Annotated in this window: 24 protein-coding genes; 23 read left to right on the top strand and 1 reads right to left on the bottom strand. The window is 59.3% G+C overall.

What is annotated here, in order from left to right; translation table 11 throughout:
* The first annotated feature begins 2 nt into the window (after positions 1 to 2).
* The 22 genes from ahbB (AC2FLP_RS08200) (at position 3) to AC2FLP_RS08095 (ending at position 20,522) form a co-directional block, all read left to right on the top strand.
* Positions 3 to 992: a siroheme decarboxylase subunit beta gene (ahbB, locus tag AC2FLP_RS08200; protein WP_117873474.1), complete on the top strand. Its 990-nt coding sequence runs from the start codon at positions 3 to 5 to the stop codon at positions 990 to 992.
* Positions 989 to 1,438 carry an Lrp/AsnC family transcriptional regulator gene (locus AC2FLP_RS08195; protein ID WP_496683088.1) on the top strand — a complete coding sequence of 150 codons (450 nt, stop codon included), beginning with the start codon at positions 989 to 991 and terminating at the stop codon, positions 1,436 to 1,438. Before ahbB (AC2FLP_RS08200) ends, AC2FLP_RS08195 begins: the two co-directional genes overlap by 4 nt.
* The gene (gene ahbB, locus AC2FLP_RS08190; protein WP_117873478.1) at positions 1,435 to 1,917 is read left to right on the top strand and encodes a siroheme decarboxylase subunit beta; all 483 of its coding nucleotides are present in this window, start codon (positions 1,435 to 1,437) and stop codon (positions 1,915 to 1,917) included. Before AC2FLP_RS08195 ends, ahbB (AC2FLP_RS08190) begins: the two co-directional genes overlap by 4 nt.
* Positions 1,918 to 1,920: 3 nt before the next feature.
* The gene (gene nirJ, locus AC2FLP_RS08185) at positions 1,921 to 3,135 is read left to right on the top strand and encodes a heme d1 biosynthesis radical SAM protein NirJ (protein ID WP_496683091.1); all 1,215 of its coding nucleotides are present in this window, start codon (positions 1,921 to 1,923) and stop codon (positions 3,133 to 3,135) included.
* Entirely contained in the window at positions 3,110 to 4,663 is a 1,554-nt protein-coding gene (locus AC2FLP_RS08180) for a cytochrome D1 domain-containing protein (protein WP_496683094.1), read from the top strand. Before nirJ ends, AC2FLP_RS08180 begins: the two co-directional genes overlap by 26 nt.
* Complete coding sequence (locus AC2FLP_RS08175; protein WP_117873484.1) at positions 4,620 to 4,883, top strand: hypothetical protein; 264 nt, start codon at positions 4,620 to 4,622, stop codon at positions 4,881 to 4,883. Before AC2FLP_RS08180 ends, AC2FLP_RS08175 begins: the two co-directional genes overlap by 44 nt.
* A gap of 89 nt (positions 4,884 to 4,972) precedes the next feature.
* Positions 4,973 to 5,437 (top strand): DUF2946 family protein, encoded by a 465-nt coding sequence (locus AC2FLP_RS08170; protein ID WP_496683097.1) that lies wholly within the window; start codon positions 4,973 to 4,975, stop codon positions 5,435 to 5,437.
* Between the two features lie 44 nt (positions 5,438 to 5,481).
* Positions 5,482 to 7,605, top strand: a complete 2,124-nt coding sequence (locus tag AC2FLP_RS08165; RefSeq protein ID WP_299898378.1) for a NosR/NirI family protein — start codon at positions 5,482 to 5,484, stop codon at positions 7,603 to 7,605.
* Positions 7,606 to 7,619: 14 nt separating this feature from the next.
* On the top strand, positions 7,620 to 9,527 hold the full coding sequence (gene nosZ, locus AC2FLP_RS08160; protein ID WP_299898318.1) for a TAT-dependent nitrous-oxide reductase: 1,908 nt from the start codon (positions 7,620 to 7,622) through the stop codon (positions 9,525 to 9,527).
* 3 nt (positions 9,528 to 9,530) lie between these two features.
* Positions 9,531 to 10,787: a nitrous oxide reductase family maturation protein NosD gene (locus AC2FLP_RS08155; protein ID WP_496683101.1), complete on the top strand. Its 1,257-nt coding sequence runs from the start codon at positions 9,531 to 9,533 to the stop codon at positions 10,785 to 10,787.
* Positions 10,777 to 11,670, top strand: a complete 894-nt coding sequence (locus AC2FLP_RS08150; protein WP_117873492.1) for an ABC transporter ATP-binding protein — start codon at positions 10,777 to 10,779, stop codon at positions 11,668 to 11,670. Before AC2FLP_RS08155 ends, AC2FLP_RS08150 begins: the two co-directional genes overlap by 11 nt.
* The gene (locus tag AC2FLP_RS08145; protein WP_496683103.1) at positions 11,667 to 12,488 is read left to right on the top strand and encodes an ABC transporter permease; all 822 of its coding nucleotides are present in this window, start codon (positions 11,667 to 11,669) and stop codon (positions 12,486 to 12,488) included. Before AC2FLP_RS08150 ends, AC2FLP_RS08145 begins: the two co-directional genes overlap by 4 nt.
* Positions 12,485 to 13,000: a nitrous oxide reductase accessory protein NosL gene (locus tag AC2FLP_RS08140; RefSeq protein ID WP_117873496.1), complete on the top strand. Its 516-nt coding sequence runs from the start codon at positions 12,485 to 12,487 to the stop codon at positions 12,998 to 13,000. Before AC2FLP_RS08145 ends, AC2FLP_RS08140 begins: the two co-directional genes overlap by 4 nt.
* On the top strand, positions 12,997 to 13,893 hold the full coding sequence (locus AC2FLP_RS08135) for an FAD:protein FMN transferase (protein WP_496683106.1): 897 nt from the start codon (positions 12,997 to 12,999) through the stop codon (positions 13,891 to 13,893). The genes AC2FLP_RS08140 and AC2FLP_RS08135 overlap by 4 nt, the downstream gene beginning before the upstream one ends.
* Before the next feature lie 131 nt (positions 13,894 to 14,024).
* Complete coding sequence (gene napF / locus AC2FLP_RS08130; RefSeq protein ID WP_299898328.1) at positions 14,025 to 14,540, top strand: ferredoxin-type protein NapF; 516 nt, start codon at positions 14,025 to 14,027, stop codon at positions 14,538 to 14,540.
* A complete protein-coding gene (locus tag AC2FLP_RS08125; protein WP_496683109.1) occupies positions 14,537 to 14,830 on the top strand; it encodes a chaperone NapD in 294 nt (97 codons plus the stop codon). The genes napF and AC2FLP_RS08125 overlap by 4 nt, the downstream gene beginning before the upstream one ends.
* A complete protein-coding gene (gene napA / locus AC2FLP_RS08120) occupies positions 14,827 to 17,319 on the top strand; it encodes a nitrate reductase catalytic subunit NapA (protein ID WP_496683111.1) in 2,493 nt (830 codons plus the stop codon). Before AC2FLP_RS08125 ends, napA begins: the two co-directional genes overlap by 4 nt.
* A 27-nt stretch (positions 17,320 to 17,346) precedes the next feature.
* A complete protein-coding gene (gene napG, locus AC2FLP_RS08115) occupies positions 17,347 to 18,165 on the top strand; it encodes a ferredoxin-type protein NapG (RefSeq protein WP_299898332.1) in 819 nt (272 codons plus the stop codon).
* Positions 18,162 to 19,079, top strand: coding sequence for a quinol dehydrogenase ferredoxin subunit NapH (napH, locus tag AC2FLP_RS08110; RefSeq protein WP_496683114.1), 918 nt, complete (start codon positions 18,162 to 18,164; stop codon positions 19,077 to 19,079). Before napG ends, napH begins: the two co-directional genes overlap by 4 nt.
* Before the next feature lie 12 nt (positions 19,080 to 19,091).
* Positions 19,092 to 19,529 carry a nitrate reductase cytochrome c-type subunit gene (locus AC2FLP_RS08105; RefSeq protein WP_496683116.1) on the top strand — a complete coding sequence of 146 codons (438 nt, stop codon included), beginning with the start codon at positions 19,092 to 19,094 and terminating at the stop codon, positions 19,527 to 19,529.
* 29 nt (positions 19,530 to 19,558) lie between these two features.
* Positions 19,559 to 20,251 carry a NapC/NirT family cytochrome c gene (locus AC2FLP_RS08100; RefSeq protein ID WP_117873511.1) on the top strand — a complete coding sequence of 231 codons (693 nt, stop codon included), beginning with the start codon at positions 19,559 to 19,561 and terminating at the stop codon, positions 20,249 to 20,251.
* Positions 20,252 to 20,264: 13 nt separating this feature from the next.
* Positions 20,265 to 20,522, top strand: a complete 258-nt coding sequence (locus tag AC2FLP_RS08095) for a hypothetical protein (RefSeq protein ID WP_496683118.1) — start codon at positions 20,265 to 20,267, stop codon at positions 20,520 to 20,522.
* 70 nt (positions 20,523 to 20,592) lie between these two features.
* Here AC2FLP_RS08095 and AC2FLP_RS08090 read toward each other — a convergent pair whose 3' ends face one another.
* Entirely contained in the window at positions 20,593 to 21,375 is a 783-nt protein-coding gene (locus AC2FLP_RS08090; RefSeq protein ID WP_496683120.1) for a DeoR/GlpR family DNA-binding transcription regulator, read from the bottom strand.
* A 150-nt stretch (positions 21,376 to 21,525) separates the two neighbouring features.
* Here AC2FLP_RS08090 and AC2FLP_RS08085 point away from each other — a divergent pair, with 150 nt between their 5' ends.
* The gene (locus AC2FLP_RS08085) at positions 21,526 to 23,949 is read left to right on the top strand and encodes a GcvT family protein (RefSeq protein ID WP_496683123.1); all 2,424 of its coding nucleotides are present in this window, start codon (positions 21,526 to 21,528) and stop codon (positions 23,947 to 23,949) included.
* The last annotated feature ends 2 nt before the right edge of the window (positions 23,950 to 23,951 follow it).

The following is a 23,951-nucleotide window of genomic DNA, read 5'->3' as shown; positions in this document are numbered from 1 at the left end:
CGATGCGACATATTACGGACCCGATCGACCGCCGTCTGCTGGACGAGTTTCAACGCGATTTTCCAGTTGCTGAGAGACCGTTTCAGGTGTTGGGTAACGCTCTCGGGCTGGACGAGGCCGAAGTCATCCATCGCCTGTCTCGGATGCGCGCCACAGGCCGCATTACACGGGTTGGTGCAACCATCACGCCCGGCGCGGTGACGGCCAGCACCCTGGCTGCCGTGTCGGCTCCGGAAGATCGATTGGAGGAGGTCGCCGCCCAGATCGATGCTGAACCCGGTGTGAACCACAATTATCAACGTGAAGACGCGTGGAACCTGTGGTTTGTCGCGACCGGGCCGGATCGCGCGCATGTCAACAATACCCTTGCGCGGATCAGTCGATCCACCGGATTGCAAGTGCTGGACTTGCGGCTGGTGCGTCCTTTCAACGTGGATCTTGGGTTTCGCATGACTGGAGGCACCAAAAACGTGCCCACAGCGCGAAAGGTCGATGCATCTGTCATGCGCGAGGGCGATCGTTGCCTGCTGCAGTCTCTGAGTTCCGGGCTATCTTTGGTCTCAGAACCCTACGCCGCTCTGGCTCGTTCGCTGAAAAGGGATGTCATCGACGTGATGGAGCGGGTCGAAGCCTTGCATGCCGCCGGAATAATCTCGCGGCTCGGCGTCATCGTGCGTCACCGGGCGCTTGGCTGGTCGGCCAATGCGATGGTGGTCTGGGATCTGCCGGCAGAGCGGATCGACACCGCTGGTCCCGCTTTGGCCGCCTACCCAGGGGTGACTTTGTGCTATGAGCGTAATCCGGTGCCCGATGTCTGGCCATATCGCCTGTATTCCATGATCCATGCCAGAACCCGAAGCGAGGCCTTGGAAACATTGGCGGGTGCGATTGCACTGACCGAACTGGCCGGAGCACGGCACAAGGTTCTCTTCTCAACCCGCTGTTTCAAGCAGACCGGAGCGCTGATTCAGGCCAAGGAGGCTGCCGCATGACGCTGGACCAAACGGATCGGGCGATCCTGAATCGCGTGCAAGATGATCTGCCACTGACCTCGCATCCTTACGCAATCGTGGCCGCAGAGCTGGGCCTGTCCGAGGCGGAATTGCTGACGCGTCTGAGCCGCATGAAAGAAGACCGCGTCATCACGCGCTTCGGTCCATTTTTCGACGCCGCGGCCATGGGTGGGGCTTTCTGCCTTTGTGCAATGGCCGTTCGAGCCAAAGATTTCAAAACCGTCCTGACCAAAGTCAATGCACATCCCGAGGTGGCCCATAATTATGAACGCACGCACCGGCTGAACATGTGGTTCGTGCTGGCCACCGAAACACCCGAGGGGATCGAGGCCGCCGCCGATGCCATCGAACGGGAAACGGGGATCTGCGTTCTACGTTTCCCCAAACTTCAGGAATTCTTTATCGGCTTTCGGGTAGCGGCATGATCGACGCAACAGACAGACAGATTATCGAGGCGCTGCAGGGGGGCTTACCCCTGACCCCGGCCCCGTATGTTCAGGTTGCCCACGAGCTGGGGCTGCAGGAAGATGATTTGCTTGAGAGACTGTCATCCCTCAAAGCGCGCGGGGTGATCCGACGGATCGCCGCAGCCCCCAACCACTATAAGCTGGGCATGACATCGAACGGCATGACCGTCTGGGATGTACAGGATGACCTGATCGGCGAACTGGGCGCTCATATCGGGGCCCTGCCCTTCGTCACCCATTGTTATGAACGGCCTCGCGCTCTGCCCGACTGGCCCTACAACCTGTTCGCCATGGTCCACGGCCAGTCGCGCGACGAGGTCGAAGACAAACGCGGCCAGATCGCCGCGATTCTGGGATCGGCCTGCCGGGGCAGCGACATCCTCTATTCCACGCGCATCCTGAAAAAGACCGGGCTGCGCCTGAGACAGAAAGGTTGATACATGTTCCGCCTGACCGAATACATGCATCAGCTGGTCAAACCGACTCCGGTGCGCAAACGTCGCCCCGGCGCGGTAAAGCCGGTTGTGATCTGGAATTTGACGCGGCGCTGTAACCTGAAGTGCCGCCATTGCTACACCGTCTCGGCGGATGTCGCGTTCCCGGGTGAGCTCAGCCATGAGCAAGCCATGGTAACCCTTGAGGATCTGGGCCAATTTCGCGTCCCGGCCTTGATCCTCTCGGGTGGGGAACCGTTGGATCGGTTCGATTTCTTCGACATCGCAAAACGGGCCCGTGATCTGGTGCCAATGCTGGCCTTGTCGACCAACGGCACCCGGATCTACGACGAAACGGCCGATATGATAGCGGATGTCGGATTCAACTACGTCGGCATCTCGCTGGACGGGATTGGAGCGACGAATGACTGGTTCCGTGGCGTCGAGGGCGCTTTTGCTGACGCCCTGCGCGGCGTGCGCGAATGCAAAGAGCGCGGTATCAAGGTCGGCCTGCGGTTCTGCCTGACCGAAGGCACGCAACATCACTTGCCTGACTTGCTGGCATTGTGTGACGATGAAGGTGTCGACAAGTTCTACCTGTCTCACCTTGTTTATGCGGGGCGCGGCGACAAGAACCGGGGTGAAGACGCTGAACATCAGCGCACCCGCAAGGGTCTGGACCTGTTGCTGGAACGCGCCTGGGAAGCCGCATCGGGCGGTCGTCCGTTGGATATCGTGACGGGGAACAATGACGCCGACGCGGGATATTTTCTGAACTGGATTCGCGCGCATTTCGACGCCGAAAAAGCGGCACATGTGCGCGAGCACCTGGCCGCGTGGGGCGGAAACTCGAGTGGTTTGGGTGTCGCCAATATCGACAATCTTGGCCGGGTCCACCCGGACACCTATTGGTCCGATTACACAGTCGGCAACGTAAAGACCAAATCGTTTTCCGAACTCTGGACCAGCGATGATCCGATGCTTGCCATGCTCCGCACCCGCCCACGCACGCTGAAGGGGCGCTGTGGAGCCTGCGAACTCAAGGACGTGTGCGGCGGCAATACCCGCATCCGCGCCTTGCAATTGACCGGTGATCCATGGGCCGAGGATCCAGCCTGTTACCTGACCAACCAGGAAATCGGTGTGGATACCGCAGGTGAGCGCCTTCAGGTCACACCGTTCCGGGGGAAAAGCCATGATCCGGCGCATCAGTTCTTTTAAGACACTCACGGTCAGCACATTATGGTCCGTACTTCTGGCAGGAACCGCATGGGCGGATGCCCCGTCGGACTACGCTGAACATTGTGCTTCATGCCACGGCGAAAACCGTCTGGGCGGAGTTGGCCCCGCGCTGATCCCGGAAACACTCAAGCGCATGCGGGGTCCGCGGGTAGCTGCCGTGATTGCCGAAGGTCGCACGGCGACACAAATGCCCGCATTCTCGCACGACCTGGATGCTCTGCAGATCGAGGAACTGGCAGGCTGGTTGAAATCGCCGTTGGAATCAGACCCGGAATGGGACGAGGCTGAGATTATGGCCAGCCGGACGCTGGACGAGGAATATGTGCCAGTGGATACACCCGTCTGGAACAGCGACCCGATGAACATCACGCTGGTCGTCGAGACCGGGGATCACCATGTCAGCGTTCTGGACGGGGATACGTTCGAAGTACTGGACCGGTTCGAAACTCCTTTCGCCGTTCATGGCGGACCGAAATTCAGCCCGGATGGGCGTTACGTCTTCATCATGTCCCGCGACGGGTGGGTTCAGAAGTACGACATTTGGGCACTGAAACAGGTGGGCCGTGTACGTGCCGGCCTGAACAGCCGCAATATCGCCATGTCCGGCGATGGCAAATGGGTGGCTGTGGCGAACTACCTGCCCAACAGCTTGACAGTGTTGTCCACTGAAGACCTTTCAGTCGCAAATGTCATCGAGGTCAAAAGCAAGAAGGGCCTGCCCAGCCGCGTTTCCGCTGTCTACCAGGTCCCTCCGCGGGAAAGCTTTGTTCTGGCGCTGAAGGATGTGCCCGAGATTTGGGAAGTGTTCTATGGCGCCAATCCCCCGCAATCCGGGCTTGGTCATGATTTCCGCATCGAAGGCCAGTTCAAGAACCCCGACCCCTTCCCGGTGCGCAAGATCACTACGCCTGACTACCTTGACGATTTCTTCTTCGACCAGAGTTATGAATATGTCATGGGAGCGTCCCGCGATGGCAAGGGCGGACAAGTGATTGATCTGGTGATCGGGCACAAGGTGGCCGATCTGGATTTGCCCGGAATGCCACATCTGGGCTCGGGGATCACATGGAAACACGGCGATACGACCGTGATGGCCACGCCGCACCTGACAGACGGCGCCGTGTCGGTGATCGACATGGAAAGCTGGGAAACCGTCAAACGGATCAAGACCGAGGGCCCCGGGTTCTTCATGCGCAGCCATGAGAATTCGCCTTATGTCTGGGCCGACGTTTTCTTCGGCCCCAACAAGGACGCAATGCATGTCATCGACAAGCAAAGCCTTGAAATCGTAAAGACCCTGCGCCCCGTTCCCGGAAAAACCGTGGCCCATGTCGAGTTTACCAGGGATGGCAGCCACGCACTGGTTTCGATCTGGGAAGATGACGGCGCCGTAATCGTCTATGACGCGCAGACGCTGGAAGAGGTCCGCCGCCTGCCGATGCGCAAACCTTCGGGGAAATACAATGTCTGGAACAAGATCACCTTCTCGGAAGGAACCAGCCACTGAGGGGAAATGGCCGGTTTGGAAACTGGCCATTCTGCTGTATCCGGCCACGGCGTTAACCGTGGCCATCAACCTGTTTTTGCTCGGCCTTATCCTGCACAGCGTCGGGTTCGGTGCAATCGAACCGGTTCCGGCAATCCTCTGGTCGATTCCGCTGGGCATTCCTGCGGCATGGTTGGCCGGTCGGTGGGTGCGCGGATTGATGGACGAGGCCGACGGGTAGGTGCAATTTGTCAGGCACCTGACCTAAGTCAAGTCTCCGCCTGAGAGAACCCCCTACGGTTCAGAAAAGAACGCCGAGCTGGATTCTCAATGCCTACCTTCCGCCCCCCGCATAGCCTGTTTGATCGCGTGTCCCGCGCGGTGTGCGGTTTGGTGGGTATTTTCCTTTTGCTTTTGCAGATGCTTGGCCCGGTGCTGGCGAGTCCCGGGGACAGCATGTGGATCGAGATCTGCTCGGAGGCAGGGGCGGTCTGGGTTGAACTGGACCTTGAGGAAGGCACTGATGACCCGACCGCACCTTGCCCGAAATGCGCCGATTGCGCGCTGTGCGCGGTGACAACGGCAGCGCCGCTGCCTGACCAGCCATCGCTGACGCAATCGGGAAATGTACGGATCGTACCCGCTGCAATCGAGGATCTGTGCATTTTGTACAACTCAAGGCGACTGTGGCCCGAAACCCGAGGGCCCCCGTTTGCGACCCAAGAAGAATCTGAACGCGCCCTGCGCGCGTCCGTGGCGTCCACCCTAGCAATCGGAGGTGCGCCGTGGTCGTAAGACGCGCAATCCATTTCCTGCTGGCTTTCACCCTGTCCTGCCTGATGGCGATCAGCGCCCATGCCGACAGCCTGGCCAGTTTCCTGCCCGACATCGAACCTGCCGATCTGGCCCCCGGTGCCGATGCCTTTGGCCCGGTGCGCGATGACGTCAAGGTCGCTCCCGTCCTGAAGGGCGGCGAGACCGTTGCCTGGGCATTCCTGACCTCGGACTTTGTTGGCACGACGGGTTATTCCGGCAAGCCGATCCACGTCGTTGCCGCCATCGATAACGATGCTGTGTTGACCGGAGTGCAATTGGTCAAGCACTCGGAACCCATCGTGCTGATCGGCATCCCCAATTCCCGCATGGTTGAATTGACCGAAGGCTATGCCGGCCTTGACCTGAAGATTGAAGCTGAAACCGGGGGTGAGGGGCACGACCTCGACATCATCTCGGGCGCGACCGTCACGATCATGGTTATCGACGACAGCCTTGTGCGTGGCGGCATCAAGGTGGCGCGTGCGTTGGGTCTGGGCGGCTTGTCGCCGTTGCAGGCCGATGGGCCAAAGCGCGAAGTCGATATGGCGCAGAATGCGGTCTATGACTGGTCGACCCTGTCGGGTGACGGCTCGATCCGGCGGTTGACGCTGGATGTCGGGCAGGTCAATGCCGCCTTCGAGGCCACCGGCGACCAGCGCGCGATCAAACGCCCCGAGCCGGGCGAACCGGATGACACCTTCATCGACATGCATATGGCGCTTGTCTCGGTTCCGTCGATCGGCAAATCACTGCTAGGCGACGCCGAATACCAGAACCTTGTGAACTGGTTGGACGAGGGCGAACAGGCCATTCTGGTGCTAGGTCGCGGGGCTTACAGCTTCAAGGGGTCGGGCTATGTGCGCGGCGGGATTTTCGATCGAATTCAGTTGATCCAGGGCGACAACTCGGTCCGGTTCTTCGACAAACAGCAAGTACGCCTTGGCAAGGTTGCAGCCCCTGATGCACCCAGTTTCACTGAGCTGGATATCTTCAAGATTCCCGCCGATGCCGAGTTCGACCCGACAGAGCCGTTCCGCCTGCAACTGCTGGTACAGCGTGCCGTGGGTGCAGTTGAGAAAACCTTTCTGACATTCGATCTGGGCTACAAACTGCCTGACCATTACCTGCTGCCCGTTGCAGCCCCAACGGTTGTAGAGGATGCAACCGGCGAAGCCGCCGCCAAAGCTGCCCTGTGGCAGCGCATCTGGAAGGATCGCACTGTCGAAATTGGCGTTCTTGGCGTCATGCTTCTGGTGCTGACTGCGACGTTCTTCTTCCAATTCCACGCGACGATGAATGCACGGGTCTTCTACTGGTTCCGCATCGGTTATCTGACCATGACTCTGTTCTTCATCGGCTGGTACGCCAACGCGCAGCTGAGCGTGGTGAACCTGATGGCGCTGGCGGGCAGCTTGCGCACCGGGTTCTCCTGGGATGCGTTCCTGCTGGACCCGCTGGTCTTTATCCAGTGGTTCGCGGTCGCTGCCGCGCTGCTGTTCTGGGGGCGTGGCGCCTATTGCGGCTGGTTGTGCCCGTTTGGTGCGTTGCAGGAGCTGACCAACAAGATCGCCCGCGCGCTGAAAGTACCGCAATGGACTCTGCCCTGGGGACTGAACGAGCGCCTGTGGCCTGCAAAATACATGATCTTCCTCGGTCTCTTCGGCCTCAGCTTTGTCTCGATCCCGTTGGCCGAGAAATACGCCGAGGTCGAGCCGTTCAAAACGGCGATCATTCTGAAATTCATGCGCGACTGGCCTTTCGTGGTCTTTGCGCTGGCCCTGCTGGGAATCGGGCTGTTCATCGAACGGTTCTATTGCCGCTATCTCTGCCCGCTGGGCGGAGCACTGGCGATCCCTGCCCGTATCCGCATGTTCGACTGGCTGCGCCGCTACAAGGATTGTGGCACGCCCTGTCAAACCTGCGCCAATGAATGCCCCGTTCAGGCGATCCATCCCACCGGTGAGATCAATCCGAACGAGTGCGTCACCTGCCTGCATTGTCAGGTGCTCTACCAGTCCGAGGACAAATGTCCCGTCGTTATCCGCCAACTGAAACGGCGGGCCAAGACAGGGTCGGTCCAACCAAAGACCCCCCTCGGACAACCACCGGCGAACCATCCGAACGCCAAACCGCAATCCGTTTCCTAAAAGGAGGAACGAACATGTCGGAACATGACAACAAACTAACCGTCACACGCCGCGGGATGCTGGGTGCAACTGCAACCGGCGCCGTGCTGGCCGGGACTGGTCTGGGCTCAACCCTGATGACCGCAAAACAGGCGAGCGCTGCGGCCAATGCCAATCTCGAACCCGGCGAGCTGGACGAGTATTACGGTTTCTGGTCTTCGGGTCAGACCGGTGAGTTGCGCATCCTGGGCTTCCCGTCCATGCGCGAACTGATGCGGGTGCCGGTGTTCAACCGCTGCTCGGCCACGGGCTGGGGTCAGACCAACGAGTCACTGAAGATCATGACCGAAGGGTTGCTGCCTGAAACCAAGGAGTTTCTCGCCAAGCGTGGCATGAAAACTTATGACAACGGCGACCTTCACCACCCGCATATGTCGTTCACTGACGGCACTTATGACGGCCGTTACCTGTTCATGAACGACAAGGCCAACACCCGCGTCGCCCGTGTGCGCTGTGACGTGATGAAATGCGACAAGATCACCGAGATCCCGAACGCCAAGGCGATCCACGGTCTGCGTCCGCAGAAATTCCCGCGCACCGGCTATGTCTTTGCCAATGGTGAAGATGAAACGCCGCTGGTCAACGATGGCAGCGTGCTGGACGATCCGTCGCAATACGTGAACATCTTTACCGCGTTGGACGGCGACACCATGGAAGTCGCCTGGCAGGTGATCGTGTCCGGCAACCTCGACAACACCGACTGCGACTATCAGGGTAAATACGCCTATTCGACCTCGTACAACTCGGAAATGGGCATGAACCTGGCCGAGATGACCGAGAACGAATTGGACCACGTCGTTGTCTTCAACCTTGCGGAAATCGAAAAAGGCATCGAAGCCGGCGATTATCAGGAGCTGAAGGGCGTCAAGGTTCTGGACGGACGTAAGGGTCAGAACAAGAAATACACCCGCTACATCCCGATTCCGAATTCGCCACATGGCATCAACACCGCGCCAGACGGCAAGCACGTCTGCATCAACGGTAAACTGTCGCCGACCGTGTCGATCATGGACGTCGCCAAGCTGGACGCGCTGTTCGAAAGCGATGCCGACCCGCGGTCCTGCATCGTTGGTGAACCGCAGTTGGGTCTTGGCCCACTTCACACTGCCTATGATGGTCAGGGCAACGCCTTCACCACGCTGTTCCTGGACAGCCAGATCGTGAAGTGGAACATCGACAAGGCCATCCGCGCCTACAATGGCGAGGACGTGGACCCGATCATCTCGAAGGTCGACGTGCATTATCAGCCGGGTCACAACTCCACCTCGATGGGTGAAACCAAGGATGCCGATGGCAAGTGGCTGATTTCGATGAACAAGTTCTCGAAAGACCGCTTCCTGAACGTTGGTCCTCTTAAGCCCGAGAACGAACAGCTGATCGACATTTCGTCGGATGAGATGAAAGTGGTGCATGACGGCCCGACCTTTGCCGAACCGCACGATTCGATCATTGTACGCAGCGACATCGTAAACCCGGTCAACGTCTGGGATCGCAACGACGTCACGTGGGAAGACGCCCGCAAACAGGCCGAGGCCGATGGCATCGATCTGGAAGAAGGCGCTGAAGAACCGATCCGGGATGGCAACAAGGTGCGGGTCTACATGACCTCGCAGGCGCCGACTTTCAGCCTCGAGAAGTTCACCGTCAAACAAGGTGACGAGGTGACGGTTTACATCACCAACCTCGATGACGTGGACGACGTGACCCACGGCTTCTGCCTGGGCAACTACGGTATCGCTATGGAAGTGGCGCCGCTGGCCACCGCCTCGGTCACCTTCACTGCCGACCGTCCGGGCGTGCACTGGTTCTACTGCCAGTGGTTCTGCCATGCGCTGCACATGGAAATGCGCGGTCGGATGCTGGTCGAACCGCAAGGAGCCTGACCCATGCGCTGGTCTCTGCTCATACCGCTCCTGCTCGGCTCGCCCCTTTGGGCGGCGGATTGGGATGTGCCCAACCGGGCGGGGGCCATCAATGAAATACTGGCGCAGGCGGCGGATGGAGACACCCTCCGCCTGAGCCCCGGTGTCTATGCCGAGCATCTCGTCCTGGACCGGCCCGTCACCATCGACGGGCAGGGCAAGGCCACCATTGACGGGCAAGGCACCGGCAGCGTCATCACCGTGACTGGCCCGGGCGTGACCGTGCGCGGTCTGACTGTGATCGGCTCGGGCTCAAGCCATGACGGGATCGACAGCGGAATCCAACTGACCAAGACGGCCCGCGCGCCGGTGGTCGAGAATAACGTTCTGCTGGGCAATCTTTATGGCGTCGACATTCATGGTGCCAAAGACAGTATCGTGCGTGGCAACCGGATCGAAGGACGTTTGGACCAGCGGATGAATGACCGCGGCAATGGCGTCTATGTCTGGAATGCGCCGGGCGCGGTGGTCGAGGGCAATGACATCCGCTATGGGCGCGACGGAATCTTCGTGAACTCGTCCAAGAAGAACACCTTTACAGGCAACCTGTTCCGCGACCTCCGGTTCGCAGTGCACTACATGTATGCCGACAATTCAGTGGTCAGCGACAATGTCTCGATCGGTAACGATCTGGGCTATGCGGTCATGTTCACGACAAATGTGAAGGTCGCAGACAACGTTTCGATCGGTGACCGTGAACACGGCGTGATGCTGAACTACGCCAACAAGAGTGAGATCACCGGAAACGTGGTGATCGGTGCCAAGGAAAAGTGCACTTTCCTTTACAACTCCAACAAGAACGAGTTCACCGACAACTGGTTCCAGGGATGCGGCATCGGAATCCATTTCACCGCCGGCAGCGAACGCAACCGGATCGTCGGCAACGCCTTTGTCGGCAACCGGACACAGGTAAAATACGTCTCGACCAAATGGGTCGAGTGGTCGGAAGACGGCCGCGGCAATTACTGGTCCGATTTTGCCGCCTATGATGTGGATGGCAACGGCATCGCCGATGCCCCCTATCGCCCAAATGACTCGATGGACCATGTGCTGTGGACCCAACCCGCAGCCAAACTGCTGCTCGGCTCTCCTGCCGTGCAGCTGGTGCGCTGGTCGCAATCCGCTTTTCCGGCACTGTTGCCCGGTGGCGTGATGGACAGCAATCCATTGATGCAACCCCCTGAACCCCCAGCTATGAAAAAGGTGCCTCATGACGGATAAGGCCCTGACTATTGACCATGTCAGCAAGGACCGAGGGCAAACCCGCGTTCTTGACGATATCACCCTGTCTCTTGCCCCCGGCCAGCGCGTTGCGCTGCTGGGCCATAACGGCGCAGGCAAGTCGACCCTGATCAAATCCATCCTTGGCCTGACGCCGATCCATCGCGGAGCCATTCGGATCGGGAACGCCACCCCCGGTAGCGCTCAGGCACGGCGCGAGACGGCTTATCTGCCCGAAGCGGTGTCGTTTCATCCCGCATTGACCGGGCGCGAGCAATTGACCCTTTTCGCAAAACTGTCCGGGACCAAGGCCGATGTGCCCAGCTTACTGGATCGTGTCGGCCTGAGCGACGCTTTGGACCGTCGGATTGGAACCTATTCCAAAGGAATGCGGCAACGTCTGGGTCTGGCGCAGGTGCTGTTGGGCCAACCGAAAGTGGCTTTGCTGGATGAGCCGACAAGCGGGTTGGACCCGATTTCACGGCAAGATCTTTATGCCATCATCGACGAGTTGGCCGCCCAAGGCACCGCCGTCCTGATTGCCAGCCACGCACTGACCGAGGTCGAGGCCCGCACCGACCGTATCGCCATCATGCGAAAGGGTCGGATGGTGGCCGATGACACCCTGAACAATCTGTCGGCGCTGGCCGGTCTTCCGATCCGTCTGAAAGTGCGTGCTAGCGCCAACGCCGATGCCTTGGCTGCTGAACTGGGTGGCAACCGGATCAACGGTGCGTTGGTGGAACTGCTCTGCACCCCCGCTGACAAGATGGAGGCTCTGCGCCGCATCGCCGGAATGGGCGACGCGGTAGCGGATGTGGAAATGACCCCGCCCAAGCTTGAAGATCTCTATCGTCACTACGCGCAGGAGGGACTGCAATGACCCGCTTTCTCGCCATCACCCGCACCGAAATGCTGATCCTGCGCCGCAACCGCTGGTTGCTGGTCGCTACGCTTATCATGGTGCTGTTCGCATTGGCGTTGACCTTTGCGGGCAGCGCGCCAACTGGCACGCTGGGCGTTGACATGCTGACCGTTTCGGTTGCGTCGATGACCACGCTGTCGGTCTACCTCACGCCCCTTCTGGCGTTGATGATCTCGTTCGACGCCATCGCCGGAGACGTGGACCGGGGCAGCCTGTCTCTGTTGTTGTCCTATCCGGCAGGGCGCGGAGAAATCCTGTTGGGCAAGTTCACCGCACATCTGTCTGCGCTGGCGTTCGCCATGACGGTTGGTTTCGGGATCGCTGGCGCAGTGGCTGCCTTCTTTGGCGGTGCCGGGCCGGAAAGCCTTATGGCTTTGGTCCGTCTAATTCTCACGTCCATCCTTCTGGGCGCCGTGTTTCTGGCGCTGGGATACCTGCTGTCTGCCATGGCTAAGGGGGCTACGGCGGCGGCGGGTCTGTCGGCCGGGCTCTGGCTGGTTTTTGTTGTCCTCTATGATCTGGGCCTGTTGGGGGCTGTCGTCATGGACAAGGGCGGCACCTTTACCCAATCCGTCTTTCCATGGGTGATGGTGGCCAACCCGGCCGACGCATTCCGTCTGTGGAACATCGCTGCGACCGAAGGAGTCGCGATGGCTTCGGGCATGACCGGGGCCGCGCAGGCCCTGCCTGTGTGGGCCGCGCCGGCATCTTTGTTGATCTGGCCAGTGATTGGCTTTGCCCTCGCGCGACTGGCATTCCGGAGGGTCGAGCCATGAAACCCCTAGTCCTGATTGCGTTGATCGCGCTGGCGGCCTGCAAGGAAGAACTGGCCGAAGCCCCCGACCCGGTCGACCTGACCCCTGATGCGCTGAGCTATTTCTGCCAGATGAACATAGCCGAACATGGCGGCCCCAAGGGGCAGATCCATCTGAAGGGATACCCCGCACCGCTGTTCTTTGCGCAGGTGCGAGACATGGTGGCATATCTCAAAAGCCCTGAACGAGATGCCGACATCACAGCCGTCTATGTCAGCAACATGGGCATTGCGCCAAGCTGGCGACAGCCGGGTATCTCGAACTGGATCGCTGCGGATGGCGCGACCTTTGTTGTTGGCGCCAATGTGGCGGGCGGCATGGGTGCGCGTGAAGTGGTGCCATTTGCCGATCCTGCTGATGCAAAGGCATTCATTGAAATCTACGGCGGGACCGCACTGGGCCTGCCGGACATCCCGGATACCGAAGTGCTTGGCCCCGTCGATCTTGAACTGCCGCTGGAGACCCCCGTATGACCGCCCTGTCGCGCCGCCGATTTCTGATCATCTCAGCCGCTTGTGCTGCGGCCACACCGGCCGCGGCCTCTGACGCGCGTTGGCACGGCACCGCGCTGGGTGCCGCTGCAAGTCTGCGTTTGGTCGGGATGACGGATGTTGAAGCTGCACCCATCATAGCGGCCGTTGAGACCGAGATTGCCCGGCTGGAAGATATCTTCAGCCTGTATCGCCCTCAATCGCAGCTCAGCCGGTTGAACCACGATGGTGTTCTGACTGCGCCTGCTCCTGAATTGTTGAACGTGCTGAGTCTCAGCACAGCGCTGCATCAGGCATCGGGTGGCGCATTTGATCCGAGCATTCAACCCGTGTGGAGGGCATTGGCTGCGGGCGCGCGCGCTGACGATCTGGTTGAATTTCAGCGGGCAATAGGCTGGGAAAAAGTAATTTTCGATGCCTCGACCATTCGCCTGCCCATGCCCGGAAGATCCGCGCTGACGCTGAACGGTATTGCGCAGGGCGCGATCACTGATCGGATCGCCGCACTGCTGCGTGGCTTTGGTCTGAGTGATGTTCTGGTTGATATGGGGGAAATTGCTGCTTTGGGCGCGCGTGGCGACGGTGCGCCCTGGAAAGTTGGGCTGGCAACACCGGATCACACGGTTCTGAAGCGGATCGCGCTGCGCGACCGTGCCGTGGCGACATCGTCTTCGCTGGCCACTCAACTGAGCCCCGGTCTTGGGCACATCATCACCCCGGACGGGCCAGCAAATCGTGAAAGAACGGTTTCGGTTTCTGCCCCGGAAGCAGCAATTGCGGATGGGCTGTCCACTGCACTTTGCGCGGCATCAGCCGACAAAGCGAGTGAGATCGTAGTACGTTTCCCCGACGCCCGTATCGAACTGAACGTATGACGAAGGATTACGTTTCTCAGGCAGATCAAGAAAAATTCGCGAAAAGTATGATATAGGTCAATTCGTACGCTGCTTCAGGCAGCTAGGAAGTAAAGACGCGAACCTATCTATCCAAATACGAGTCGCCAGCTATGAGCCAGATGACGAGCAGACGCGCTTTTCTAAGCGCGCGTGTCCTGCGGGAGGACCGCGATGCGATCCGTCCGCCGGGGGCAGTCGCAACTGGCTTCGGCGATTTGTGCACGCGTTGCGAAGATTGCGCCGGGGCTTGTCCCGAAGACATCATCACGTTCGACGACAGCGGCTTTCCCGTTCTGGACCTTTCCGCAGGCGGTTGCACCATGTGTGGTGACTGCGCTGACATTTGCCCGACCCCTGCGTTGCTGCCCGAGCGTGTTTCCGAATGGCCATGGCGCGCACGGATCGACGCCGCAAGCTGCCTGTCGATGAACGGAGTGAGTTGCCGCTTATGTCAGGACAATTGCGAACAGGATGCCATCCGCTTTCGCCTGCAACTGGGCGGACGCGCTGAACCGGCGCTTGAAACTGAAACCTGCATCGGTTGCGGCAGTTGTTCCGCCGCCTGTCCCGCCGGGGCCATCGCGATGCATCGCCCCGCCCCTCAACACCCGGAGGTGACCCAATGAATATCTGTGGCTGTCTAGTCCACATCGCCCCCGATTACACCGACGCCGCTCGCGCGGCGATGACCGGAACCCAAGGCGTCGAGCTTCATGCCGAAGCCCAGGATGGCCGGTTTGTTGTTGTTGTCGAGGATACGGCCGACCGGCTGGCCTCGGACACCATCATGGATCTGCACCAGATCCCCGGCGTGATCTCACTGTCACTGACTTATCACCATTTCGAAGATCTCGCGGAGACGGCTCCGCGTCCTGATGCTCCAAGCCAACCGTCCAGCAGGAGGCCCATGCAATGACCATCTCTGAATCCCGTCGTACATTCCTGAAAGCGACCGCAGCGGCAGCCACTGCCTCGGCTGCGGGCATTCCCATGGCCGCAGGTCAGGCCAACGCCCAGGTCGGCGCGCCCGATATTCGCTGGGACAAGGCTGCCTGCCGGTTCTGCGGCACAGGCTGTTCCGTTCTGGTGGGCACCAAAGACGGTCGTGTGGTGGCCACGCAAGGTGACCCAGACGCACCAGTGAACCGGGGACTGAACTGTATCAAGGGCTATTTCCTGTCCAAGATCATGTATGGCAAAGACCGCCTGACCACGCCGCTTTTGCGCAAGACCAACGGCGCCTATGACAAGAATGGCGAGTTCGAGCCGGTCAGCTGGGATGAAGCTTTTGATGTGATGGCCGCCAAATGGAAAGAGGCCCTTGCCAAGAAAGGCCCGACCAGCGTGGGGATGTTCGGTTCGGGTCAGTGGACGGTCTGGGAAGGCTATGCCGCTGCCAAGATGATGAAGGCCGGGTTCCGGTCGAACAACATTGATCCAAATGCGCGTCACTGCATGGCTTCGGCTGTGGTTGGTTTCATGCGCACCTTCGGCATCGATGAACCGATGGGGTGCTATGACGACTTCGAGCACGCCGATACGTTTGTGCTGTGGGGCTCGAACATGGCCGAGATGCACCCGATCCTATGGTCGCGCCTGACCGACACCCGCCTGACCAAGTCGGGTTGCGAAGTGCATGTGCTGTCGACTTTCGAGCACCGCTCGTTCGAGCTTGCCGACAATGGCATAGTGTTCAAACCGCAAACTGATCTGGCGATCCTGAACTATATCGCCAATTACATCATCCAGAATGGTGCGGTGAACGAAGAGTTCGTCAAGAACCATGTCAACATCACCAAAACAGCAACCGATATCGGCTATGGTCTGCGCGACAACAACCCATTGCAGCAAGAAGCCGAAAACCCGAACTCGGGCAAGATGGAACCAATAAGCTTCGAAGAATATGCCGAGGCTGTTTCCGAATACACACTGGAATACACTTCGGAACTGTCCGGTGTCCCGGCAGAAAAACTGGAGCGTCTTGCCAAACAATATGCCGACCCGGACCGCAAGGTCATGAGTCTGTGGACCATGGGTTTCAACCAGCACACCCGTGGGTCCTGGGTAAACTCGCTGATGTACAACGTGCACCTGCTGGTGGGCAAGATTTCGGAACCCGGCAACTCACCCTTCTCGCTGACCGGTCAGCCGTCGGCCTGCGGCACAGCGCGAGAGGTCGGTACTTTTGCTCACCGTCTGCCCGCCGACATGGTCGTCATGAATGACAAGCACCGCGAGATCTGCGAAACCTCCTGGAATGTGCCTGCGGGCACCATTCCGCCCAAGCCCGGCTTTCACGCCGTGCTGCAACACCGCAAGCTGAAGGATGGCGATCTGAACGCCTATTGGGTTCAGTGCACCAACAACATGCAGGCTGCGCCGAATATCAACGAGGAAGGCTATCCCGGCTATCGCAACCCGGAAAACTTCATCGCTGTTTCAGACCCCTACCCGACGGTCACTGCGGTTTCCGCTGACCTGATCCTTCCAACCGCCATGTGGGTCGAGAAGGAGGGCGCCTATGGCAACGCCGAGCGCCGCACCCAGTTCTGGCGGCAACAGGTCAAGGCCCCGGGCGAGGCCAAATCGGACCTGTGGCAGCTGATGGAGTTCTCGAAGCGCTTCACCGTCGAAGAGGTCTGGGGCGAAGAATTGCTGGCCACCATGCCGGAACACCGTGGCAAAACCATGTATGACGTCCTGTTTGCCAATGGCAGCGTCGACAAGTTCCCGCTGTCGGAGACCGCCGAGGGCTTTGACAACGATGAATCCGAACATTTCGGCTTTTACGTTCAGAAGGGTCTGTTCGAGGAATATGCCGACTTCGGACGCGGGCACGCGCACGATCTGGCACCGTTTGAAACCTATCACCAAGCCCGTGGTCTGCGCTGGCCGGTCGTCGACGGCAAGGAAACGCTTTACCGCTTCCGCGAAGGCTATGACCCATATGTATCGGCGGGCACCGGTGTGGAGTTCTATGGCCACAAAGACGGCAAGGCCAAGATCATTTTTGCGCCGTATGAACCTGCTCCGGAAGAGCCCGACGCGGAATTTGATCTGTGGTTGTGCACCGGTCGCGTGCTAGAGCATTGGCACTCGGGCTCGATGACACGCCGGGTTCCTGAGCTGCACCGCGCTTATCCATCCGCTGTCGTCTACATGCATCCGCAGGACGCCAAGGATCGCGGATTGCGCCGGGGCCAGGAGATTGTTCTGTCAACCCGTCGCGGCGAGGTCACCAGCCGGGTTGAAACCCGGGGTCGGAACAAGGTGCCACGCGGTCTGGTCTTCATGCCCTGGTTCGACGAAAGCCAGTTGACCAACAAGCTGACGCTGGACGCGACCTGCCCACTGTCGAAAGAGACCGATTTCAAGAAGTGCGCCTGTAAAGTCGAGCGCGCGTAACCAGAAAGGATCCTACGGGTCGTTCCCATGTCTCTTGTCGATAAACCCCTTTCGCCGCAGCGGCGCCGGTTCCTTCAGGACTCGGCGCGGGCGGCGGGCGGCTGCGTGGTCGCAGGATCGCTGCTGGCCTATCTGGCCCGCGACGCCCGCGCCCTGCCTGCCGATGCCTTGCGCCCACCCGGCGCATTGCCGGAGAAGGAGTTCCTGTCGGCTTGTATCCGTTGCGGTTTATGCGTGCGGGAATGCCCATACGACACCCTGAAACTGGCCGAACTTGGCTCGGATGCGGTGGCAACGGGAACACCATTCTTCACCGCCCGGGATGTTCCCTGTGAAATGTGCGACGACATTCCGTGTGTCGCCGCATGTCCAACAGGGGCACTGGACCCCGGGCTGGACAATATCGACGACGCCGAGATGGGGGTTGCCGTACTGGTCGATCAGGAAAACTGCCTGAATTTCCTCGGTCTGCGTTGCGACGTCTGTTATCGCGTCTGCCCCGTCATTGACGAGGCGATCACTTTGGAGACGGCGCATAATACCCGGTCGGGCCATCATGCGTTATTCATTCCCACCGTCCATGCCGACCAATGTACAGGTTGCGGCATGTGCGAAAAAAGCTGTGTTCTGCCCGAGGCCGCCATCAAGGTTCTGCCTGCCCGGCTGGCGCGCGGCAGTTCGGCAGAGCATTACCGAAAGGGGTGGGAGGAAAAAGCCGCCAAAGGTGCACCAGTGGTCGAGGGGATCATCGATCTGCCCGACCGTTTGCCCGGACCGGGAACCGACAATCTTGCCGCGCCCGGCGGATTTGCGCCGGAATATGATCTGCCTGGGGTGGGACAATGAGTGCTCGCACACATATGCCCGTAGGTCAGGAGGCGGTTGAAGGCAAAGGGTGGATCGGGGCGCATCGTTTTTTGCTGATGCGTCGTGCAAGTCAGCTGTTCTTTCTGGTTCTGTTTCTGCTGGGCCCATGGTTCGGCATCTGGATCGTGGAGGGCACTTTGGCGGGGTCACTGACGCTTGGCGTGTTGCCGTTGACCGATCCGTTCATCTTGTTGCAAAGCTTCGTCGCAGGCCATTGGCCCGCGATGACTGCGCTGATCGGTGGGCTGATCGTTCTGGTGATCTATGCCCTGATCGGTGGGCGTGCCTATTGTTCCTGGGTCTGCCCCATAAACCCGGTGACGGACGCGGCCAACTGGGTGCACCGCAAACTGGACCTGCCGAAAGGCTGGCAACCCAAGCGCGGCACTCGGTTGTGGATTCTGGCAACCGTCCTGCTGGTCTCGGGCCTGAACGGCGTGATCGCGTGGGAGTTGGTCAACCCGATCACCATGCTGCATCGCGGGCTGGTATTCGGCATGGGCTTTGTCTGGGCCATGATCGCGGCCGTCTTCGTCTTTGACGTTTTCGTCTCACGCCATGGCTGGTGCGGCCATCTATGCCCCGTGGGCGCGTTCTACGGGCTGATCGGGTCGAAAAACCTGCTGCGGGTCAGTGCAGCCAATCGCGCGGCCTGCGACGACTGTATGGATTGCTATGCGGTCTGTCCTGAAAATCAGGTGATCTCGCCCGCGCTGAAAGGCAAGCCGGGAAGCTCGCCCCTGATCCTGTCATCCGACTGCACAAACTGCGGACGCTGCATCGATGTCTGCGCAGTCGACGTCTTTAACTTTACTCACCGGTTCGACGACCATGTCGTTCAACCTTCCGATCCAGTTGCCGCGCCTGAGCCGCGCGCTGCCAGACCTATCTAGGGGAGTGCCAAGATGAAAAGAACAATCGTTACAGGCGGAATTGCCCTTCTACCCGTATTGTTGATGAGCGGATGGGCCCTTGCGCAATCCGCACAGGTAGAATCCCTGCGCGGGGCCGAGATTGACGAACCGGTGCCACTGGATCAGATCCACCGCAACGTCGAAGGGCGGCAGCAGCGCAATTATCGCCAGCAGCCGCCGTTGATCCCGCATTCGGTCGAACAATACCAGATCGACATTCGCACCAACCAATGTCTGTCCTGTCATGACTGGACCAAGGCGGGCGAGCGCAACGCACCGACCCTGTCGATGACCCACTATCTAGATCGCGATGGCAACGAGCTGGATCAGATTGCCGGAACCCGGTACTTCTGCAATCAGTGCCACGTTCCACAGGCAGACGCACCGCCACTGGTCGACAACGTGTTCCAGCCCTCCGCCAGCAACTGATCCAACGCAAGACTGAAAGGAGCACCGACATGGCAGACTCCCCTGAAAAACGCGGCTTGCTTGGTCGCCTCTGGAACGCGATCTGGACACCGGCAGTGATGTTCAGCTCGGGCTTTCTGATCCTTGCCGGCTTTCTGGTCGGTATTCTGTTCTGGGGTGGATTTCACTGGACGCTGGAACTGACCAACACCGAAGAGTTCTGTGTGTCCTGCCACACGATGGAAACGAACCTGGGCGAGTACCGGGAGACGATCCACTACAACAACCACTCCGGTGTACGTGCGATCTGCTCGGATTGCCATGTTCCGGATGAGTGGAGCCACAAGATCAAAGCCAAGATCATGGCCGTGAAAGACGTCTATCATGAACTGGCGGGCACGATCAGCACACCCGAAAAATATGAGGAACACCGTCTGGCGATGGCGTCGGCCGTGTGGAAAAAGATGAAAGCGTCTGACAGCCGCGAGTGCCGCAACTGTCACAACTTTGACTACATGGACTTCACCATTCAGGAAACACGCGCCGCGTCGGAACACCAACGCGCCATAGACAGCGGTATGACCTGTATCGATTGCCACCAGGGCATCGCGCACAACCTGCCACCCAACTACCTGGAAACATACGAGAAGGTGACTGCTGCACTGGACGGTGAAGTTGTGCAGGAGCACGCGACTGCCGCGGGTGACGACATCCGCGATTTCCTGAACAACAGCTCAAATTGATGTGGGGGCAGAGATGTTAGAGTTACTTGGAACCATTGGCAGCAACATCCTTGGTTTGCCCGGCATACTCGGTCTGGCCCTCGGCATGATGACCCGCAAGTTGTGGCTGGGCGCGACATTGGGCGGTGCAGTTGGTGTACTTGAAACGCTGGTTTTTGCAGGCTTCCAGTTTGCGCATGTAGAGCCACTGGAACTGATCATCTCGATTGTGGTCGGCATCTGTGCAGGAAGCCTGGGCACTGCCATTCGCATCAAAGGCGCAACGGCCTGAAACACAGCCGGTTTCACCATTTCGGTGGAACCGGCTTGTCCCGTCGGGCCAGGGCAGAATTGTCACAAAATCAAGGACTGTCTGCTTGTGCTTTCACGCTCGCTATCACCAATTCCGCATCTCCGGGTAAGGAGCGGAAGGATGCGGGCAATTTGCGATTGGTGATAAGCACGTCCTTCTCGGTCAGCCCAGGCAGGCGTAATGCCGGGCTGGTCTGGGCCTCGTTGAATTTTGTAGAATCAACAGCCATGAAGGTCTGGTCAGCGATATCAGACATCGCACGGGCCATGTCAGCCTCGCATTGGTCATAGACCATGAAGCCTTTGCTTGGATGCACCAGCGATGCCGACAATATGGCCGTCCGGGCCGAGAATCCTGCAATAACGTCATATGCGGCGCGGTCAAAGGCGGCCCCGTCGTGGTTGCGCAACTGTGTTCCCGCCATGAAGACCCTGTTGCCCTCTTCCATCGATAACGTGGCCGCGATGAAGGCCGAATTTGTCACCACCGTGAGGTTTTTCCGCGCGCGAAGTGCTTGAGCTATGAAGCCCGAGGTCGAACCCGTGTCGATGGCGATGGCCGAACCGTCCGGTATCCGCCCTGCAACGGCATCGGCTATCGCGACTTTGGCGGCGCGGTTCTTCGTCATGCGGGCCAGAAACGGTGGATCCAGCACATTTTGAGTGCTGACCAATGCACCATGCACCTTGGACAGGCTGCCTTTGGCGACCATCGGCTTCACGATTCGCCTTACGGTCTGGTCCGACACCTGGAGAATGCGCGCCAGTTCTATGACCGAAATTCGCCCATGCAGGTTTACCGTGCTGAGAATCTCTTGCTCGTATTTCGACATAAAGCGCCGCGTTATTTGTTGATTTCATCAGGTTACTTGTAAGGTTGACGCTGTTCAAGCGACTTACTTCAACACTATTCAAACTATTTTGTTGATTTATGTTGTTTTTGGATTTTTGATGAAAGCATATCAATTGAAGTGAGTTGGCGCATGACAACGCATTCGGTCAGACATCTCATCATTGGCGGGGGCATCATCGGATGCTCAATCGCGTATCATCTCGCACGGTCCGGTGAGACAGATGTTGTTCTTCTGGAAAGGGCGTCCCTGACCGAGGGGGCCACCTGGCATGCGGCGGGGCTTGTCGGGCAGTTGAGGTCATCACGCAACACGACGCGGATGCTGAAACGGTCCGTGGCGCTGTATGATCGTCTGGCCGAAGAAACCGGGATGGAGTTCGACTGGAAGAAGGTCGGAAGCCTGCGCCTGGCGGCAACCAAAGAGCGGCTTCTGGAAGCCAAGCGTCTAGCGACAATGGCCCGCAGCTTTGATCTGGAGATGGAGATAATCTCGGCGGCCGAGGCCAAAACGCTGTTTCCCTATATCGACGCGAAGGGATTGGAAGGCGCGGCCTTTATCGCCTCGGACGGTCATGTCGATCCCGCAGGCTTATGTCAGGCAATCGCGTCCGGTGCCCGGATGCACGGTGCCCAGATCCGCCAATCCGTGCAGGTTACCGATTTTGAAATCCAAAACAATCGCATCGCCAAAGTGACGACATCAGAAGGGGACTATGAAGCGGAAACCGTCGTTCTGGCCGCCGGAATGTGGAGCCGCGAGCTTGCCGCGAAACTCGGGGTCGTTGTCCCGGCCTGCGCCGTCGAGCATCAATACATCGTAACAGAACCCCTGCCCGACCCCGATCTTGTAAAACGCCTGCCAACCCTGCGGGATCCCGAGCGGCTGGTGTATTACAAGCCTGACGCGGGCGGAAGACTAGTGATCGGCGGGTATGAGGACAACACGCTGCCGTTCGGCGACAGGGGCATTCCGGGCGCGTTTGTCCGGCAGTTGTTGCCCGACAACCTGGAGCGGTTTGCGCCCCTTGCCGAACTGGCAGGTCGGGTTACGCCGGTTGTCAACACCGTTGGAATCCGGCAGGTCATCAACGGCCCCATCCCTTATTCCGCAGATGGCGATTTTGTCATGGGATGGGCGCCCGAGCTGGGAAACCTGATGCTGGCGACCGGATTTCTGTACGGCATCGCGGCAGGTGGTGGCGCGGGAGAGATGATCGCGGAGTGGATTGTTGAAGGCCGCCCGAGCCTTGATCTGTGGCCTCTGGACGTTCGCCGGTTCAGTCCGCATCACGCCACGCGCGCCTTCATGTATCCCCGCGCTGTCGAACACTACGCGCATCATTACAAGATGCGATATCCGGGACAGGAGGCGGAAACGGCCAGAAACCTGCGCCTGTCGCCACTGCATGAGCGGCTGAAGCAACATGGGGCGGTGTTCGGGTCAAAGAATGGATGGGAGCGGCCGCTCTGGTTCGCTCCTGTCGGTGTAGAGCCGGTGGATCAGTTGGATTTCCTGTCGCCGGGTTGGAAAGCCTATGCCGAGCAGGAACACAAGGCCGCGCGCGACGGTGTAGTTCTGATCGATCAAACCAGTTTCTCAAAGTTCGAACTGATCGGTCCTGGCGCGCTGGAAGCCCTTCAAAACCTCGCCGTTTCTAACATGGACAAGCCGGATGGCACGGTGATCTACACCCAATTGTGCAATGATCGCGGCGGCGTTGAAGCCGATATCACCGTCACCCGATTGGGGCGGGAACACTTTTATATCGTGACCGGGTCCGGATTCGGCGTGCATGACGCGGACTGGATCCGACGTCACCTGCCCCGCGACGGGTGCGCGCAGCTGATCGAAATGACATCGGCACGCGCCGTCATCAACATCTGCGGCCCCAAAGCGCGGGATGTGATGCAGACCGTTGCGGAAGAAGACGTCTCGAACCTTGCGTTTCCCTTTGCAACGGCCCGAGAGATCACTCTGGGAACGGCAAAGGTCCGCGCGATCCGTATAGGCTATGTGGGAGAGCTGGGATGGGAGCTGCATATTCCAACCGAGTTCGCCCTGCATGTTTACGACCTATTGTGGTATGCCGGTCAGAACCATGGCATCCGCGACATCGGCTACCGCACGATCGAGTCCTTGCGGCTGGAAAAAGGCTATCTTTACTGGAGTACTGACATCACCCCAGACTATTCACCAATCGAAGCAGGCCTTGGCTCCCGGGTACATTTGAAGTCCAAAGAGGACTTCATCGGACGGTCGGCGTTGGAGGCGCAGAAAGTGAACAGTCCTGACCGGCAGCTCTGTACATTCATCACTGAAGAACGGCTGCCGGTCACCGGAGGGGAAACCATACTGCAGTCCGGCAAGACAGTCTCGCTGGCATGCAGCGGTGGATATGGGTTTACCGTCGGCAAGACCATCCTCTACGGTTATCTGCCTGCGGGACTGGCTGGTGGGTCAGATTTCGAAGTGGAGGTGTTCGGGGAACGCCACGCCATCCGCCGCGTGGACGGGCCGCTTTATGATCCAGCAAACGGCCGGTTGAAAGCCTGAGG

It is taken from the genome of Ruegeria sp. CDSA141, from assembly GCF_059612005.1.
The sequence above is the reverse complement of the archived record's forward strand: the minus strand, read 5'-3'. Positions and strand labels throughout refer to the sequence as shown.

Coding starts and splice junctions, on each gene's coding strand:
- ahbB (WP_117873474.1), top strand. CDS start 3: ATGCGACATATTACGGACCCGATCGACCGCCGTCTGCTGGACGAGTTT.
- AC2FLP_RS08195 (WP_496683088.1), top strand. CDS start 989: ATGACGCTGGACCAAACGGATCGGGCGATCCTGAATCGCGTGCAAGAT.
- ahbB (WP_117873478.1), top strand. CDS start 1,435: ATGATCGACGCAACAGACAGACAGATTATCGAGGCGCTGCAGGGGGGC.
- nirJ (WP_496683091.1), top strand. CDS start 1,921: ATGTTCCGCCTGACCGAATACATGCATCAGCTGGTCAAACCGACTCCG.
- AC2FLP_RS08180 (WP_496683094.1), top strand. CDS start 3,110: ATGATCCGGCGCATCAGTTCTTTTAAGACACTCACGGTCAGCACATTA.
- AC2FLP_RS08175 (WP_117873484.1), top strand. CDS start 4,620: ATGTCTGGAACAAGATCACCTTCTCGGAAGGAACCAGCCACTGAGGGG.
- AC2FLP_RS08170 (WP_496683097.1), top strand. CDS start 4,973: ATGCCTACCTTCCGCCCCCCGCATAGCCTGTTTGATCGCGTGTCCCGC.
- AC2FLP_RS08165 (WP_299898378.1), top strand. CDS start 5,482: ATGGCGATCAGCGCCCATGCCGACAGCCTGGCCAGTTTCCTGCCCGAC.
- nosZ (WP_299898318.1), top strand. CDS start 7,620: ATGTCGGAACATGACAACAAACTAACCGTCACACGCCGCGGGATGCTG.
- AC2FLP_RS08155 (WP_496683101.1), top strand. CDS start 9,531: ATGCGCTGGTCTCTGCTCATACCGCTCCTGCTCGGCTCGCCCCTTTGG.
- AC2FLP_RS08150 (WP_117873492.1), top strand. CDS start 10,777: ATGACGGATAAGGCCCTGACTATTGACCATGTCAGCAAGGACCGAGGG.
- AC2FLP_RS08145 (WP_496683103.1), top strand. CDS start 11,667: ATGACCCGCTTTCTCGCCATCACCCGCACCGAAATGCTGATCCTGCGC.
- AC2FLP_RS08140 (WP_117873496.1), top strand. CDS start 12,485: ATGAAACCCCTAGTCCTGATTGCGTTGATCGCGCTGGCGGCCTGCAAG.
- AC2FLP_RS08135 (WP_496683106.1), top strand. CDS start 12,997: ATGACCGCCCTGTCGCGCCGCCGATTTCTGATCATCTCAGCCGCTTGT.
- napF (WP_299898328.1), top strand. CDS start 14,025: ATGAGCCAGATGACGAGCAGACGCGCTTTTCTAAGCGCGCGTGTCCTG.
- AC2FLP_RS08125 (WP_496683109.1), top strand. CDS start 14,537: ATGAATATCTGTGGCTGTCTAGTCCACATCGCCCCCGATTACACCGAC.
- napA (WP_496683111.1), top strand. CDS start 14,827: ATGACCATCTCTGAATCCCGTCGTACATTCCTGAAAGCGACCGCAGCG.
- napG (WP_299898332.1), top strand. CDS start 17,347: ATGTCTCTTGTCGATAAACCCCTTTCGCCGCAGCGGCGCCGGTTCCTT.
- napH (WP_496683114.1), top strand. CDS start 18,162: ATGAGTGCTCGCACACATATGCCCGTAGGTCAGGAGGCGGTTGAAGGC.
- AC2FLP_RS08105 (WP_496683116.1), top strand. CDS start 19,092: ATGAAAAGAACAATCGTTACAGGCGGAATTGCCCTTCTACCCGTATTG.
- AC2FLP_RS08100 (WP_117873511.1), top strand. CDS start 19,559: ATGGCAGACTCCCCTGAAAAACGCGGCTTGCTTGGTCGCCTCTGGAAC.
- AC2FLP_RS08095 (WP_496683118.1), top strand. CDS start 20,265: ATGTTAGAGTTACTTGGAACCATTGGCAGCAACATCCTTGGTTTGCCC.
- AC2FLP_RS08090 (WP_496683120.1), bottom strand. CDS start 21,375: ATGTCGAAATACGAGCAAGAGATTCTCAGCACGGTAAACCTGCATGGG.
- AC2FLP_RS08085 (WP_496683123.1), top strand. CDS start 21,526: ATGACAACGCATTCGGTCAGACATCTCATCATTGGCGGGGGCATCATC.